Here is a 15,159-nt window from a genome sequence, read left to right on the forward strand (position 1 = left end):
AGGGGAGGCAGGAGTCCGCGTGCCCATCGGGCCGGCGGAGCGTCGCGGGTGGGGCGCGGCTTCGGCGGTCGCCGAGGCTCGCGGTGACCCGTGACGGGCCTGCCTCGGTCAGGCGGTGGGCGGACCGCGCCGGGTCGGCTCGCCCGGACCGACGGCGATGCGTACGGCGGCGGGCCGGGTCGCGATGGCGGCGACCGGGGCGGCTACGGCGTCGGTGTGCTCGGGGCGGGCCGGTGCGAGCGCCTGGACCGGCCGGGCCGGTAGCTGCTCGGCGACTGGAACGGCCGCGACGACCGGCCGGGCCGCGACCACGGTGGCGGCCGGCGGGGCCGACAGGTCGGTGGCACCGGGCCGGGACGCGGGATCGGTGGCGGTGGCCGTGCCGAGACCGACGGCCAGTACGAGTGCCGCCAGCGCCAGGCGGGTCAACTCCCGCAGCGCGCACAGCGTCGCCGGCCACAGTGGACGGGCGAACGCGAAAGTCGGCACGGCTCAAACCTATCGCCCCCGGCGGGGGATCGCAGCGCCACGAAGGTGACCGGATGGTGAAGCGTGCCACGCCGAGCGTCGGGTCGGTGCCCGGATCTACGGCGTGGTGCCGGCCACCGGCTCCTTTGTGAACAGCGCCAGCAGGTCGCCGACCTGGCGGTCGGCCTCGGCGGGGTGGCGGAACCGGCCGGCCGGGTTGAGGGTGTATTCGTTGCGCCGCCCGACCCGGGTGCGATGCAGGTAACCGCCGGCCTCCAGGTCGGCGACGATGGCCTGGGCGGCCCGCTCGGTCACACCCACCTCGTCGGCGACGTCACGTAGCCGGGCGGTGGGGTTACGGGCGATGGCGAGCAGCACATGCGCGTGGTTTGTGAGGAAAGTCCAGTTACGGGTGCTTTCCCGCTCGCCTGTGGTTGCCATGTCCGCCATCGTATGACCCACCCTTCGGTTCTCCGGGCCGCGCCGTCCGCCCGCGCACCCGTTCGGTCCCGTACGCAAGCGTCGAGCGATACCTGAAATGCATATCACGCATTGCTTGACGTGGCTTGCACTGCGTGTGACGGTGGGGGCAGCCCGTGACCAGCGTCGGCCGGGATGACCAGGCATCGCACGAGAAGCGAGGTGACGCCGGATGAGTCGACCCGGATCGATCGGCACGCAGCCGGGGCCGGAGCGTGAGCTGCTCACCACGGATCTTCCGGGCGCCCCGCAACAGGCGCTCGCCGAGCTGATGGCCGGCAACCGACGGTTCGTCACCGACACGCTGCGGCACCCCAACCAGAACGCCGGCCGCCGGGCCGCCGTCGCGGCGGAGCAGCACCCGTTCGCGGTGATCGTCGGCTGCTCCGACTCCCGGCTGGCCGCTGAGATCATCTTCGACCGTGGGCTGGGTGACCTCTTCGTGGTCCGTACCGCCGGGCACACCATCGGCCCGGAGGTGCTGGGCAGCGTGGAGTACGCGGTGTCGGTGCTGCGTACGCCGCTGGTGGTGGTGCTCGGACACGACTCGTGCGGTGCCGTGCAGGCGGCCCGGGCGGCCCTGGCCACCGGCACCTCGCCCGGCGGACACCTGCGCGCGGTGGTGGACGCCGTGGTGCCCAGCCTGCGCCGGGCCCAGGCCGCCGGGGTGGACGAGCTGGACCAGATCGTCGACATCCACATCGCGCAGACCGTAACGGCGATGCTGGACTCCTCCACGACGCTCGCCGCCGAGGTGGCCGCCGGACGTTGCGCGGTGGTCGGCATGTCGTACCGGCTGGCCGCTGGCGAGGTGCGGGCGGTGGCCGCAGAACCGGCGGACCTGGCCGCCATCGCGGCGCCGGCCGCCTGACGCGCAACACCCCGGACCAAACGGCGAGGGCCGTCCCGCTACCAGCGGGACGGCCCTCGCAGTACGCCGGAGGCGGCCTAGAACAACGAGACGTGCACGTGGTCCGTGTGGTTCGACGGGCCGCTGTAGGAACTCCAGGTATTGCTCGTGACGAACCAGATCTGCCGGTTCCAGATCACGTAGTAGACGCCCAGCCGATCGGCGTTGCGGACCAGGAAGGCCGCCAGGTTGTTGCCGTAGATCCGGGTGTCGTTGTTGTGCCACGGGGCGAAGCCGCGGTTCTGCAACGACCAGTCACAGGCCCGGCCCTTGGGATGCTCGAACTTGTCGCCCGGCCGGAAGCAGCCCACGAACCGGTCGAAGCCGGCCCGCTTGACCTCCTTGTACATGTGCAGCGTCCGGGGCGTGATGCAGCCCGACGTGGTCGGGTCCTTCTGGCTGCACGACTCTGGCTTCCAGCTGCCGTCCGCGGCCCGGTTGGGCGCCACCCGGGCGACCGGGGAGGTGGCGGCCACCAGTCCGCCGGTGAGGCCGGTGCCGCCGACAAGCCGCAGCGACTTCTCTGCCTCGTTCTTCTTGCGGGCCATGTCGTTGGTCAGCTTCTGCTGCTCGCGTACCTCGGCGTCGAGCGCCAGCTTGGCGGTCTCGGCGCGCAGCTTCACCGCGTTGACCTCGCCCAGCTTCTTGCCGTTGACCAGGTTCAACTCGTCGAGTGCGGACGCCCGGTCGAGGAACGAGTCGGGGGCGTTGCTCTGCAACAGCATCGCGATCGCACCCACCCGACCGGTCCGGTACGACTGCGTCGCGATCTCGGCGACCTGCGGCGCGAGCGCGTCCAGATCGGCCTGCGCGCGGCGGACCTCCAACGCGAGGGAGAGCTGCTTCTTCTTGGACTTTTCGAGGTTCGCCTTGGCCTTGCTGAAGTCCCGGCTGCTCGCCTCGATCAGGTCGTTGAGCATCGGCGGGTCGTCATGATCCGAAGGCGCGGGTGGCTTTGGCGCGGCCGGCGCGGGCATCGGCCCGGCGAACACGGCGAACGCGGCGAACACGGCCACCACGGGCGTCAACCAGCGGCGTAGGGGTGCCGTCACTGTCTTCCCTTCCATCGACCGCCGACCGGGTTAGCTGACGGGTTCGGGACGGAAGTGGCCCCTACCGCTGTCGCGGATTCACCCCACGTACCTGGGTTCCCGGCTCGCCTGGTGGCGATTGGGCGGCGGCACCGCAGGCGCCGCTGCGCGCCTTCGGCGGTGACCGGCAGTGAGGTTACCTGACAGTCCATCTGGGCCTCTACGCCCCGAACCCGACGAGATGTGTCATTTCGTAATCGCGGTGGGTGACGAGTGACACGCATGCCGATCGGCGAGGTCGGCGCGTTCACGCTGAGGAGTGTCACCATCGGGTGTCCGTGCTCCTGTCCGGTTCGGGCCACTCCGAGCGGGTGGCGGAGGACGTGTTGCGGGTGCGCGGTGTGCTGAGGGCGTGTAGCGCCTCGGCCCGGTCCGTCGCCGGCCGGGAAACCCTGGGGTTGTCGCCGCCGCCCGCCACGGCAGCGGCCGGTTCGTCGTCGTCGGGCGGGCCGCCCGCGACGGTGGCCCCGGCACGGCCCCGGCCGGCGGTGGTCACCAGCGTCGCCAGGGCGGTGGTCAGCGGTACGGCGGCGATCAGCCCGAGCGTGGCCACCACGCTGCGGACGATCTCCTGGGCCAGGAACTCGCTGGTCACGATCTGACCCAGCGCGCGGGAGTCGGCGGTGAGCAGGAGCAGCAGCGGCAGCGACGCACCGGCGTACGCCAGGACGATGGTGTTCACCACGGAGGCGATGTGCGCCCGTCCCACCCGGGTCGCCGAGCGGTACAACTCGCGGCGGGAGAAGTTCGGGTTGGCGTGGGCCAGTTCGGTGACCGCCGCCGCCTGGGTGACCGTGACGTCGTCGAGTACGCCCAGGGAACCGATGATGATGCCGGCCAGCAGCAGGCCGTGCAGGTCCACGTCGGCCCGGAACATGGACAGCGTGGTGGCGTCCTCGCTGCCGAAGCCGGTCAGGTGGGTGGCGCCGGTCGCGGCCAGGCCGAGCAGCCCGGTGAGCACCAGCGCGCCCAGGGTGCCGAGTACGGCGACCGAGGTCTGCGCGGACACGCCGTGGGTCAGGTACAGCACCACGAACATGATCAACGCGGCGCCGACGATGGCGACCACCAGCGGCGGCTGGCCGGCGCTGATGCCGGGCAGCACGAAGGTGAGCAGGATGGCGAAGCTGGCGGCCAGACCGGCCAGGGCGGCCAGCCCGCGCAGCCGCCCGAAGGCGACGATGGCGGCGGCGAAGAGCACCCCGAGCCAGATCAGTGGCTTGCCGCGCTGGTGCTCGGCGATGTTGTAGGCGCTGATCGAGGGATCCTCCGGGTCGATCAGCGAAACCAGGATGACGTCGTCGTCGACGCCGACCCGGGGTGCGCCGGGGCCGGCCGGGATCGGCGTGGCGACCTCCTGGCCGGCGTCCGGACCGTTCTCCACCCGTACGGTGACGGTGCCGCACGGGCCGTCGGCCGTCGTCGGGGTGCCCTCCGGGACCACCGGGTTGGGCGGACACGGTTCGGTCACCACCCGGGTGACCGTGCCGTGGTAGCGGGGCAGGTCGTCGCCCGGCTCGGGGCGCGGTGCGTCACGGGGCCAGAGCACCAGGGCGGCGACCAGCGTGGCGAGGAAGAGGGGGACCACCGTCACGACGAGGATCCGCCGCACCCTGGGCGGGGTGGGCGGAGCGGAACGGGTGTGGTCGGCGCCCATTCAATAGTCTCCCAACGATTTCCATCCGGAGTACGTGTCGGCAGGCGAGTCGGTTCAGCCCTGTCGTACGACTGTCACGGTGGGCGGCCGAGGCGGCCGGAACGTGGCGAACCGGCTGCGTACGGTGAGTGTTGGGCCGGCTCTGGCCGGGCGCCGCAAAGCGGCGGCGGTGGTGTGCGTCCGGCGGGCGCGGGCCGGAAAGCGCGCAGGTCGGCAGGCCATCGTGTGCGAATGGTAGCCAGCCCGGCATCGGAACGCAGGTCGCGGGCGCTCGTCGGCGGTTCGCGACATCGGTCCACGCCCATGGGCGCGGGGCGGTACGGCTGCTCAGCCGCGCTTCATCAGGCGGCCGACGGCGGCCATCATCTCGGTGGCCATCTCGTCGGCGCGGCCCTCGGCGGCACCGGTGTGCATGCAGTGCCGGGCGTGCCCGTCGAGCAGCCCGAGGGCGACCTTGTCCAGCGCGGCCTGGATGGCGGAGATCTGGGTGAGCACGTCGATGCAGTAGCGATCGTCGTCGACCATCTTCTCGACGCCGCGCACCTGGCCCTCGACGCGGCGCAGCCGGGCGAGCAGTTGATCCTTGCTGGCGGTGTAGCCGCGGATCGGTGCGGGTGTGGTCATGACCACGAGGATAGCCTACCCCTGGGGGGTATGGTACGGTCGGCGCTGCGGATACCCCCGGTGGGTATCCAGGCGAGTGCCGGCCCAGCCAGCGGCTGGGCCCGGAAGGGAGAACCTCATGGTCACCACGACGTACCAGGTGCAGGGCATGACCTGCGGGCACTGCGTCAGCGCGGTCAGCGCCGAGGTCGGTGCGATCCCGGGCGTCAACGACGTCCAGGTCGATCTGGCCGCCGGCCGGGTCAGCGTGACCAGCGAACAGCCGCTCGACGAGAACGCGGTGCGCGCGGCCGTCGACGAAGCCGGATACGAGCTGCTCGGCGCCTGAGCCGACCGGCGGAAACCCGAGGTGCAGCGATGAACACGGCGACGAAGCTGAGTGGTTTCGCCCTCGGTCTCGCGGCGGTCTTCGGGGCGGCGTACGGGGTCGGCCAGGTGACCGGCCCCGTGGCCCCGGTCGTCGCCGACGGCCACGACGCGGACGGTGCCCCGCACGGCACCGACACAGCCGCGCCCGACGCGGCAGCGGACGGGCCCGACGCGGGGCTGCCCGGCGGGCTGCTCGTCTCCGACCGTGGCTACACCCTGGTGCCGGTCGGCGCGGCCCCAGGCGAATTCGCCTTCCGGATCAGCGGGCCGGACGGACAGCCGGTGACCAGGTACGACGTGGTCCACGACAAGCCGATGCACCTGATCGTGGCCCGCCGAGATCTGGCCGGCTTCCGGCACGTGCATCCGGAACTGGCCGCCGACGGGACCTGGCGGGTCGCCTCGCCGCTCGGTGGGCCCGGCGTGTGGCGGGCGTTCGCCGACTTCACCCCGACCGGCGCCGAGCCGCTGACCCTCGGCGTCGACCTGACCGTGCCCGGGGAGTTGACCGAGCGGCCACTGCCCGCCCCGGCGAGCCGCGCCACGGTCGACGGCTACACCGTCGACCTCGCCGGCACACCGCAGCCCGGCCGCAGCACGACGCTGACGCTCACCGTCAGCCGGGACGGCGTACCGGTCACCGATCTCGATCCGTACCTGGGCGCGTACGGGCACCTGGTCGCGCTGCGCCAGGGGGACCTGGCGTACCTGCACGTGCACCCCGAGGGCGTACCGGGTGACGGGCGGACCGAGCCCGGCCCACAGGTCAGCTTCGCCACCGAGTTCCCCTCGGTCGGGGCGTACCGGCTCTATCTCGACTTCCAACATGGCGGGGTGGTACGCACCGCCGAGTTCACCGTGCACGTCGGCGAACCGGGCGACCTTCCCAGGCCGGACGGGGCCACGCCCGACGACGGGCACGGTACGCCCGGCCACGAGCACGACTGACGGGACCAGCGATGACCACCAGCAGACCGCTGTCCACGGCGACGAACCAGATCGAGCTGTCGATCGGCGGGATGACCTGCGCCTCCTGCGCCGCCCGGATCGAGAAGAAACTGAACCGGCTCGACGGCGTCCAGGCCAGCGTCAACTACGCCACCGAGAAGGCCACCGTCTCGTACGACGCACCGGTCACCCCGGACGACCTGATCGCCACGGTGGAGAAGACCGGCTACCGCGCGACGCTGCCGGCGCCGGCCAACACCCCGGCCACCAGCGACGAGCCGGCGGACGAACTGCGGAGCCTGCGTACCCGGCTGTGGGTCTGCGTGGGGCTGACCGTGCCGGTGATCGCGCTGGCCATGGTGCCGTCCTGGCAGTTCACCTACTGGCAGTGGCTGTCGCTGGTCCTGGCCGCCCCGGTCGTGGTCTACGGCGGGCTGCCGTTCCACCGGGCCGCGCTGGTGAACCTGCGACACGGCGCGGCGACCATGGACACCCTGGTCTCGGTGGGCACCCTGGCGGCCTTCGGCTGGTCGGTGTGGGCGCTGTTCCTCGGCACCGCCGGCACGCCCGGAATGACCCACCCGTTCAGCTTCGACATCGGCCGCACCGACGGCGCCGGCAACATCTACCTGGAGGCGGCTGCCGGGGTGACCGCGTTCATCCTCGCCGGCCGCTACTTCGAGGCCCGCTCCAAGCGCACCGCCGGGGCGGCCCTGCGGGCACTGCTGGAACTCGGCGCCAAGGACGTGTCGGTGCTGCGCGACGGGGTGGAGACCCGGATCCCGGTCGAGCAACTCGCGGTGGGGGACCGGTTCGTGGTCCGGCCCGGCGAGAAGATCGCCACCGACGGGAAGGTGGACGAGGGCTCGTCGGCGGTCGACGCCAGCCTGGTCACCGGCGAGTCGGTACCGGTCGAAGTCGGGGTCGGTGACGCCGTGGTCGGCGGCTGCGTCAACGCCGGAGGCCGCCTGGTGGTCACCGCGACCCGGGTCGGCGCCGACACCCAACTGGCCCAGATGGCCCGGCTGGTCGAGCGGGCGCAGTCCGGCAAGGCCGCCGCCCAGCGCCTCGCCGACCGAATTTCTGGGATCTTCGTGCCGATCGTGCTGCTGCTGGCGGCCGGAACGCTCGGCTGGTGGCTCGGCTCCGGCGCCGGACCGACCCCGGCGTTCACCGCCGCGGTGGCGGTGCTGATCATCGCCTGCCCGTGCGCCCTCGGCCTGGCCACGCCGACCGCGCTGCTGGTCGGCACGGGACGCGGGGCCCAACTCGGTGTGTTGATCAAAGGGCCGGAGACGCTGGAGTCCACCAAACGGGTCGACACGGTGGTGCTGGACAAGACCGGCACCGTCACCACCGGTCGGATGACCCTGCTGGAGGTGACCCCCGGCGCGGGGGAGCAACGCGACGAGGTGCTCCGGCGGGCCGCCGCGCTGGAATCCGGCTCGGAGCATCCGGTCGCGCGGGCGGTGGTGGCCGGCGCCGTCGAGGTCGGCGAACTGCCGCCGGTCACCGGTTTCGTGAACGTGGCCGGGCTGGGCGTCACCGGCACCGTGGACGGCCGCGAGGTGCTGCTCGGCCGGCCCCGGTTGCTGCGTGAGCGCGGCCTTGTCGTACCGGACGATCTGGCGCGGGCGGCGACCGACGCGGAGGCGGCGGGCCGTACGGCGGTGCTGGTCGGTTGGGAGGGCCGGGCCCGTGCCGTGCTCGCCGTGGCCGACCAGGTCAAACCGACCAGCCCGGAGGCGGTACGCCGACTGCGTGCGTTGGGTCTGACCCCGGTGCTGCTCACCGGCGACAACGCCACGGTGGCGGCGGCGGTGGCCGCCGAGGTGGGTGTCGACGAGGTGATCGCGGAGGTGCTGCCGGCGGAGAAGGTCGACGTGGTCGCCCGGCTTCAGGCCGAGGGCCGGGTGGTGGCGATGGTGGGTGACGGGGTCAACGACGCCGCCGCGCTCGCCCAGGCCGATCTCGGTCTGGCCATGGGCACCGGTACGGATGCGGCGATCGAGGCGTCCGACCTGACCCTGGTCCGCGACGACCTGCTGGCCGCGGTGGACGCCATCCGGCTCGCCCGCCGCACCCTGGGCACCATCAAGGGCAACCTGTTCTGGGCCTTCGCGTACAACGTGGCGGCGCTGCCGTTGGCCGCCGCCGGGCTGCTCAACCCGATGATCGCCGGAGCGGCGATGGCCTTCTCCTCGGTCTTCGTGGTCGCCAACAGCCTGCGGCTCCGCCGGTTCCGCGCGGTTTCCTGACCTCGGTGGTTTGGCCGGGCTCGACTGGGTACCTGATTGCGGTAGCCACCGCACGAACCCCGGGAGGTTGACATGGGTCTCGAGGACAAGTTCAACAACAGCGCCGAGAACACCACCGGCAAGGTCAAGGAAGGTGTCGGCCGGGCCACCGACAACGAGCGGCTGGAGACCGAGGGTCGTGCCGATCAGACCCGCGCCAACATCAAGCAGGCCGGCGAGAAGATCAAGGACGCGTTCCGGAGCTGACCTGCGGATCCACCGAACCGCCGGGCTGGCCAGCGCCGCCCGGCGGTTCGGCCTGAGCGGGCTCCGGACCGGCGACGGCGTGAATCTCGGATGTCGCGGGAACCAACCCGCCCCGCCGACCGACCAATACGGCGATGACAGCCGTGACCGACGAGATCACCGGGTACGCGTTCGCCGCGGGCCGGGGCGACCATGCCGCCGCCGCGGCGTTCGTCCGCGCCACGCAGCATGACGTACGACGGTTCCTGGCCCACCTGCCCGGGGTGCGGGAGGTCGACGACCTGGTCCAGGAGACGTACCTGCGAGCCTGGCGTGCCCTGCCGTCGTTCGCCGGCCGTTCCACCGCCCGGACCTGGCTGCTCGCCATCGCCCGCCGGGTCGCCGTGGACCAGGTGCGGGCCGCCACCGCCCGCCCGCGCACCGCGAACCTCACCGACTGGCAGGCCGCCGCCGAGGCGACCTCGGCCGGGATGCGGGGCGGGGTGGACGAGGAGGTGGTGCTGCACGGGCTGCTCGACGGCCTGGCCCCCGAGCGGCGGGAGGCGTTCGTCACCACCCAACTGCTCGGGCTGTCGTACGCCGAGGCGGCGCAGGTCTGCGACATCCCGGTCGGCACCATCCGCTCCCGGGTGGCCCGGGCCCGCGAGGACCTGGTCGCGGCGATGCGTCCGGCCACCGGCCGCCGGGGTGACCGCCCGGGCGCCGTCGGCTGACCCGCGATCCCGACCTGGCCGGGGCGGTCCGACACCGCCCTGGCACGGGGGTCGGACCGGTCAGGCGGCTCGGCGCGGGGTGTGTTGCCGACCGTGCTGGGCCTGGGCCGGGTAGGGCGGCAGCAGGCGCAGGGCGGCGGGCTCGTCGGTCTCGTCGAGGCGCAACCGCCAGCGGGAACGCTCCGGGCGGTGCCGGTCGCTCGGGTCGCCGGGCTGCCGCATGCTGCGGGCCAGCAGCACGGTGATCAGATAACCGACCACCAGGAAGCCATGGCTGATCAGGCGCTCCACCGCGACCTGGGAGGCGACCAGGTCGTTGACGGACAGCAGGACGAGCGTCGCCACGAAGGCACTGAGCATGGGCAGCAGGCCGGAGGGGCGGGTCCGGCGCAGCGCCACGAAGAGGAAGCCGGCCCCGACCGCCACGTTCCAGGCGGCGGACTCGTGCCACAGGTGCTGACCGGTGGCGTGCAGGTGCTGGGCCACCTCGGCCCGACCGATCTGGGCCAGCCCGAGGACCAGTTGCACCGCACCGAGCAGGCCGAGCGCGGCACGCAAGCCGGTGACCGCGGTGACCCGGCCGGCCAGCGATGCGAACCACCGCTGGCGCCGCAGCGCGGCGACCGGCGTACGCCAGCGCCGCTGCGGTGGCGGCGCGGCGGTGAGGATGGTCTCGGTCAGATCCGGCAGCGCCGACACCACCTGGGTACGCGCCCGCCGGGTCACCGTGGCCGCCGTGTCCAGCCAGCCCCGGCAGCTCAGACAGGTGTCAAGGTGCCCGCTGGCCGCACGTTCCTCGCCCGGCGTCGCCTCACCGTCCAACTGCGCCGACAGAATCTCCCGCCACTGCTCGCACCCCATGTACCGGTAGTCGCTCGCCGGGCCGGCCTGGTTCCCAGCCGGACAACCCCGGGGCCGGTCAGTGACCACCCCGGGCGGCCCAGGCGTGCAGCGCCTCCCGGTCGCCGGCCCCGTCCAGGTTCAGCGCCGCCTCGATCAACGCGAGGTGGGTGAAGGCCTGCGGGTAGTTACCCAGCGCGGTGCCGTCGGCGGCGAGTTGCTCGGCGTACAGGCCGAGCGGGCCGGCGTACTGGCTGAGCTGGTCGAAGACCTTGCTGGCCTCGTCCCGCCGGCCGGCCAGCACCAGCGCCGAGACCAGCTCGAACGAGCAGAGCAGGAAGGCGCCCTCCTCGCCGGGCAGCCCGTCGTCGGCCCGGTAGCGCCGCAGCAGGCCAGGGCCGATCTCCAACTCCTGCCGCACCCGGTCGATGGTGGCGAGCATCCGGGGGTCGTCGCCGGGTAGGAAACCGACGAGCGGGATGCGCAGCAACGAGGCGTCCAGCTCGGTCGATCCGTACGTCATCACGAAGCTGCCGACCTGTGGGTCGAAGCCGCGCTCCAGGACCTCGGCGTGCACCGCGTCGCGGGCCGCGCGCCACCGCTCCACGTCGGCGGTCCGGTCGTCGAGCAGTTCCGCCAGGCGTACCCCCCGGTCCAGGCAGACCCAGGTCATCACCTTCGCGTTGACGTAGTGCTGGCGCGGCCCGCGTACCTCCCAGATGCCGTGATCCGGCTCGCGCCACCGGCCGGCCATCACGTCGACGTGCCGGCGCAGCAGCGCCCACTGCTCGTCGGTCAGGTCACCGGTGAGGTCCTGGTACACCAGCGCGGCATCCATGATGTGCCCGTACGTGTCGAACTGCACCTGCTCGGCGGCCTCGTTGCCGATCCGCACCGGCCGGGAGCCGGCGTACCCCTCCAGGTGGGGTAGCTCCTCCTCGTCGGCGGTGCTGCCGAGGATGTCGACAAGCGGGGTGAGCAACTCGCCGGTGCAGACGGAGAGCAGGAAGTGCAGGTACCGCCGCCCCTCCTCGGCGTGACCGAGCCGGAACAGGGCGAGCAGCAGCAGCGCCGCGTCCCGGTGCCAGGCGTAGCGGTAGTCCCAGTTGCGCACCCCGCCGATCTCCTCGGGCAGGCTGGTGGTGGGCGCGGCGATCAGCGCGCCGGTCTCGTCGAAGGAAAGCCCCCGCAGCACCAGCGCACTGTGCCGGACGGCGTCGGCCCCGAAGCCGGTGTAGTCGCTGCGCGCCGACCACGCCTGCCAGGTCCGGCAGGTACGAGCCAGCAACTCGTCCGGGTCGACCACGTCGGCTGCGTCGTCGTCGTAACCGACCAGCAGGGCCAACGTCGTACCGGCGGACAGCTCCGCGGCGAAGCGCAGCTCCCCACCGGTCACCTCGCCGGGCAGGTCGACGCCCACCCACAGATCGGTGCCGGTGGCCCGCCAGCGCCCGCCGGCCTGCTCCCAGACGACGTCCCGGGCGCCGTACCCGGCCCGGGGCGCCACCCGGACGGCCAACTCGACGGTGCCCCGCTCCACCGTCACCCGGCGCACCAGCAGCTTGTCGGCGCGCAGCGGCTGGGCCTCGTCACCCGGCGCCACCGACAGGAAGTCATGCACGATCGCCGACCCCTGCGGGGTCGACCACCGGGTCTCCAGGACGAGGGTGTCCGGCAGGTAGCGCCGGGTCGGCGCGGCGCCGCCGGCCACGGACAGTTCGAGCACGCCGCCCGCGTCACGATCCAGGAGGCGGGCGAGGACCGCGTCGCCGGCGAAGTGCGGCACGCAGAACCATTCGACCGCGCCGTCGGCGGCGACCAGCGCGGCGGTGTGGGTGTCGGAGAGGAAGGCGTACGAGTCAATGGGGGGATAGTTCACCGCCTACGACTACCCCGCCGGCTGCCGGGTAAGCGCCCCATTCGCGGAGCAGAGGAGTTCGTGGGGTGTCCCGTCCGTTCGTGAACTGGTCCGGCAGCCTCACCTTCACCCCGGCCGGCCACGCCGAGCCGGCCGACGAGGACGAGGTGCGGGACCTGATCGTGCGGGCCCGCGAGTCGGGCCGCACCCTGCGGCCGGTGGGCTCCGGACACTCGTCGAGCCCACTGGTGCGTACCGACGGCCTCCTGGTCAGCTTGGACCGGATGGCGGGGGTGATCGACAAGGCCGGCGAGTTCGCCACCGTCCTGGGCGGTACCCGGCTCAAGGCGCTCGGTGAGGGCCTCTACGACGCCGGCCTGGCGATGGACAACCTCGGTGACGTCGACTACCAGTCGATCGCGGGTGCCACCGCGACCGGCACCCACGGCACCGGCCTCGGCTTCGGCAACCTCTCCACCCAGGTGACCGGGGTCCGTCTGGTCACCGGGACCGGTGAGACGCTCGACATCTCGGCGGACCAGAACGCCGAACTGCTGCCCGCCGCCCGGCTCTCGCTGGGCGTACTGGGCGTGGTCACCCAGCTGACCCTCGGCGTGCAGCCTCGGTACGAACTGCGTCGGCGGGCCTGGTGCGCGCCGGTCGAGTGGACCCTGGACCACCTGGCCGAGTTGCAGCACACCAACCGCAACATGGACTTCTACTGGTATCCCCGCAGCGACCTGACCCAGGTCCGGACGATGAACCGGGCGGACGACGCGCAGGACGGGCAGCCGTGGTCGACCCGCCAACTGCTGGAGTCCGGCCCGGCGGGCGAGCTGCGGGAGATCGAGGTCGGGCCGACCCACCGGACCATCCCCCGGCACCGGGAACTGCGCTTCGAGGAGATCGAGTACATGCTCCCCTCGGATGCGTTCCCGGCCTGCTTCGCCGAGGTCCGGCGGCGCATTCTGAGCCGGCACCGCCGCACGGTGGGTTGGCGGGTGCTGGTCCGCACCATCGCCGGCGACGATATCTGGCTGAGCAACGCGTACGGCCGTCCCACCACCACCATCGCCTGCCTACAGAACACCTCCCTGCCCTACGAGGAGTACTTCCGCGACATGGAGGCCGTCTTCCGGCGTTACGGTGGCCGGCCGCACTGGGGCAAGAAGCACTGGTTGACCGCCCGGGAACTGCGTCCGTTGCTGCCCAGGTGGGACGACTTCCAGGAGGTGCGGCGTCGGCTCGACCCGGACGGGGTGTTCCTCACCCCCGACCTGGCCCGGCTGCTGGAGGATGCCTGATGGCGCTCGGGGCGCGGGTGTGGGTGGTGCCGGGTGGCCGCATCCCGTTCGGCGGCACCGGCCCGGAGCCGGAGTACACCAGCTTCGACCAGCTGTGTGTGCTCAACACCGGCGACGACGAGGCGGACCTGCGGCTGGACTTCTACTACGAGGACACCGAGCCGGTCGGGCCGTACCGGCTGGTCGTCGGCGCCCGGCGGATCCAGCACGTACGGGTCAACGACCTGATCGACCCGGAGGCCGTCCGCCTCGACCGGCCGTACGGCTGTGTGCTCCGGTCCCCGGTGCCGGTGGTGGTGCAGTTCCTCCGCCAGGACACCCGGCTTCCCGGCGCGCTGGCGCTCGCCGCCACGATGGCCTACCCGGTCGACTAGGTTCTGTCTCGCGGATCTTGGTACGAGACGGCCCCCATGGAGGCCGTTTCGAACCAAGATCCAGGGACGAGCTTTGGATTACGGCCAGAGGGGCGCGGTGAGGGTGACGGCGACGAAGGCGGCGCCGAGCGCGGCGGCGACGCTGAGCACGACGTTAGCCAGTGCGTGGCGGCGGGCGCCGTCCTCGAACAGCCGCACCGTCTCGTAGCCGAAGGTCGAGTAGGTGGTCAGTGCCCCGCACAGGCCGCTGCCGAGCAGGGCGACCAGGGAACCGGGGACCGCACCCACGGTGGCGCCACCGATCAGCACACCGAGGATCAGCGAGCCCACCACGTTGACGGTGAGGGTGCCCCAGGGGAAGGCGGAGTCGTGACGACTCTGCACCGCCCGGTCGAGGAGATAGCGCAGCGGTGCCCCGACGGCCGCGCCGAGCGCCACGAGCAGCACGGTCATCCGGCGCTCCGCCGGTGCCGCGCGCCGGTCGCCAGGCGGGTGAGGGTGAGGCCGAGCCGGACTGCGGTGAGCGCGGCGACCAGGCTGCCGGCGAGGTACAGCAGGGCCGTCCGGGGCGCGCCGACCGCCAGCGCCTGCTGCACCTCGACGGCGTACGTGGAGAAGGTGGTGTAGCCGCCGAGTACGCCGACGCCGAGGAAGGGGCGGACCAGCCGAGGTGCGGTCCACACCTCGGTTATGAACACCATCAGTACGCCGATGAGCAGGCAGCCCGAGACGTTGACCGCGAAGGTGGCCCACGGGAAGCCGCCGGGGTCGTGGGGGAACGCCACCGCCAACCCGTGCCGCAGCACGGCGCCGGCCATGCCGCCGAGGGCGATCGCGCCGAGCAGGGTGCCGCTACCGCCGGCCAACTCCGCTCGCTGGCGCGGTAGGTGGAGATCGACGTCCGGATCGACGGGCGGTCGGTCGGGCGGTACGGCGCCGGGCGGTACGGCGCCGGGCGGTACGGCGCCGGGCGGTACGGCGCCGGGCGGTACGGCGCCGGGCGGCGGGCCGGGCGACAC

17 protein-coding genes and 1 riboswitch are annotated in these 15,159 nt (G+C 72.6%); of the genes, 8 read left to right on the forward strand and 9 right to left on the reverse strand.

The annotated features are described in order from the left end of the window. Window positions 1-108 precede the first annotated feature (108 nt). Complete coding sequence (locus E0H26_RS03315) at window positions 109-489, reverse strand: hypothetical protein (RefSeq protein ID WP_131300664.1); 381 nt, start codon at window positions 487-489, stop codon at window positions 109-111. A gap of 96 nt (window positions 490-585) precedes the next feature. After that, window positions 586-918: a helix-turn-helix transcriptional regulator gene (locus E0H26_RS03320; RefSeq protein ID WP_131300666.1), complete on the reverse strand. Its 333-nt coding sequence runs from the start codon at window positions 916-918 to the stop codon at window positions 586-588. 202 nt (window positions 919-1,120) lie between these two features. Here E0H26_RS03320 and E0H26_RS03325 point away from each other — a divergent pair, with 202 nt between their 5' ends. Further along, the gene (locus E0H26_RS03325) at window positions 1,121-1,819 is read left to right on the forward strand and encodes a carbonic anhydrase (protein ID WP_131300668.1); all 699 of its coding nucleotides are present in this window, start codon (window positions 1,121-1,123) and stop codon (window positions 1,817-1,819) included. Between the two features lie 77 nt (window positions 1,820-1,896). Here the strand turns inward: E0H26_RS03325 and E0H26_RS03330 are convergent, their stop codons facing one another. The 3 genes from E0H26_RS03330 to E0H26_RS03340 all read right to left on the reverse strand — a co-directional run bounded on the left by E0H26_RS03330 (window position 1,897) and on the right by E0H26_RS03340 (window position 5,230). Next, complete coding sequence (locus E0H26_RS03330) at window positions 1,897-2,910, reverse strand: coiled-coil domain-containing protein (protein ID WP_131300670.1); 1,014 nt, start codon at window positions 2,908-2,910, stop codon at window positions 1,897-1,899. A 4-nt stretch (window positions 2,911-2,914) separates the two neighbouring features. Continuing rightward, window positions 2,915-3,045: riboswitch (cyclic di-AMP (ydaO/yuaA leader) on the reverse strand. A gap of 166 nt (window positions 3,046-3,211) precedes the next feature. Beyond that, entirely contained in the window at window positions 3,212-4,606 is a 1,395-nt protein-coding gene (locus E0H26_RS03335; protein WP_131300672.1) for a YibE/F family protein, read from the reverse strand. 327 nt (window positions 4,607-4,933) lie between these two features. After that, window positions 4,934-5,230, reverse strand: a complete 297-nt coding sequence (locus E0H26_RS03340) for a metal-sensitive transcriptional regulator (protein WP_131300674.1) — start codon at window positions 5,228-5,230, stop codon at window positions 4,934-4,936. Between the two features lie 118 nt (window positions 5,231-5,348). Here E0H26_RS03340 and E0H26_RS03345 point away from each other — a divergent pair, with 118 nt between their 5' ends. The 5 genes from E0H26_RS03345 (at window position 5,349) to E0H26_RS03365 (ending at window position 9,764) form a co-directional block, all read left to right on the forward strand. Beyond that, window positions 5,349-5,558 carry a heavy-metal-associated domain-containing protein gene (locus E0H26_RS03345; protein ID WP_131300676.1) on the forward strand — a complete coding sequence of 70 codons (210 nt, stop codon included), beginning with the start codon at window positions 5,349-5,351 and terminating at the stop codon, window positions 5,556-5,558. A 29-nt stretch (window positions 5,559-5,587) separates the two neighbouring features. After that, entirely contained in the window at window positions 5,588-6,547 is a 960-nt protein-coding gene (locus E0H26_RS03350) for a hypothetical protein (protein ID WP_131300678.1), read from the forward strand. 11 nt (window positions 6,548-6,558) lie between these two features. Continuing rightward, window positions 6,559-8,805 (forward strand): heavy metal translocating P-type ATPase, encoded by a 2,247-nt coding sequence (locus E0H26_RS03355; RefSeq protein ID WP_131300680.1) that lies wholly within the window; start codon window positions 6,559-6,561, stop codon window positions 8,803-8,805. A 72-nt stretch (window positions 8,806-8,877) separates the two neighbouring features. After that, the gene (locus tag E0H26_RS03360; RefSeq protein ID WP_131300682.1) at window positions 8,878-9,051 is read left to right on the forward strand and encodes a CsbD family protein; all 174 of its coding nucleotides are present in this window, start codon (window positions 8,878-8,880) and stop codon (window positions 9,049-9,051) included. Between the two features lie 134 nt (window positions 9,052-9,185). Continuing rightward, window positions 9,186-9,764 (forward strand): sigma-70 family RNA polymerase sigma factor, encoded by a 579-nt coding sequence (locus tag E0H26_RS03365; RefSeq protein ID WP_131300684.1) that lies wholly within the window; start codon window positions 9,186-9,188, stop codon window positions 9,762-9,764. 60 nt (window positions 9,765-9,824) lie between these two features. Here the strand turns inward: E0H26_RS03365 and E0H26_RS03370 are convergent, their stop codons facing one another. Continuing rightward, window positions 9,825-10,625: a zf-HC2 domain-containing protein gene (locus E0H26_RS03370; protein ID WP_131300686.1), complete on the reverse strand. Its 801-nt coding sequence runs from the start codon at window positions 10,623-10,625 to the stop codon at window positions 9,825-9,827. Between the two features lie 58 nt (window positions 10,626-10,683). Next, window positions 10,684-12,483: a glycoside hydrolase family 15 protein gene (locus E0H26_RS03375; RefSeq protein ID WP_131300688.1), complete on the reverse strand. Its 1,800-nt coding sequence runs from the start codon at window positions 12,481-12,483 to the stop codon at window positions 10,684-10,686. Window positions 12,484-12,548: 65 nt separating this feature from the next. On the opposite strand from E0H26_RS03375, the gene E0H26_RS03380 reads away from it, so the two are divergent. Continuing rightward, the gene (locus E0H26_RS03380; RefSeq protein ID WP_131300690.1) at window positions 12,549-13,766 is read left to right on the forward strand and encodes a D-arabinono-1,4-lactone oxidase; all 1,218 of its coding nucleotides are present in this window, start codon (window positions 12,549-12,551) and stop codon (window positions 13,764-13,766) included. Then, window positions 13,766-14,140 (forward strand): sensory rhodopsin transducer, encoded by a 375-nt coding sequence (locus tag E0H26_RS03385; RefSeq protein WP_131300692.1) that lies wholly within the window; start codon window positions 13,766-13,768, stop codon window positions 14,138-14,140. Before E0H26_RS03380 ends, E0H26_RS03385 begins: the two co-directional genes overlap by 1 nt. 78 nt (window positions 14,141-14,218) lie before the next feature. Here the strand turns inward: E0H26_RS03385 and crcB (E0H26_RS03390) are convergent, their stop codons facing one another. Next, window positions 14,219-14,593, reverse strand: a complete 375-nt coding sequence (gene crcB, locus E0H26_RS03390; protein ID WP_131300694.1) for a fluoride efflux transporter CrcB — start codon at window positions 14,591-14,593, stop codon at window positions 14,219-14,221. Continuing rightward, the gene (crcB, locus tag E0H26_RS03395; RefSeq protein ID WP_131300696.1) at window positions 14,590-15,159 is read right to left on the reverse strand and encodes a fluoride efflux transporter CrcB; all 570 of its coding nucleotides are present in this window, start codon (window positions 15,157-15,159) and stop codon (window positions 14,590-14,592) included. The genes crcB (E0H26_RS03390) and crcB (E0H26_RS03395) overlap by 4 nt, the downstream gene beginning before the upstream one ends.

Origin of the sequence: Micromonospora zingiberis (genome assembly GCF_004331455.1) — a bacterium.
GTDB classification, from domain to species: Bacteria; Actinomycetota; Actinomycetes; order Mycobacteriales; family Micromonosporaceae; genus Micromonospora; species Micromonospora zingiberis.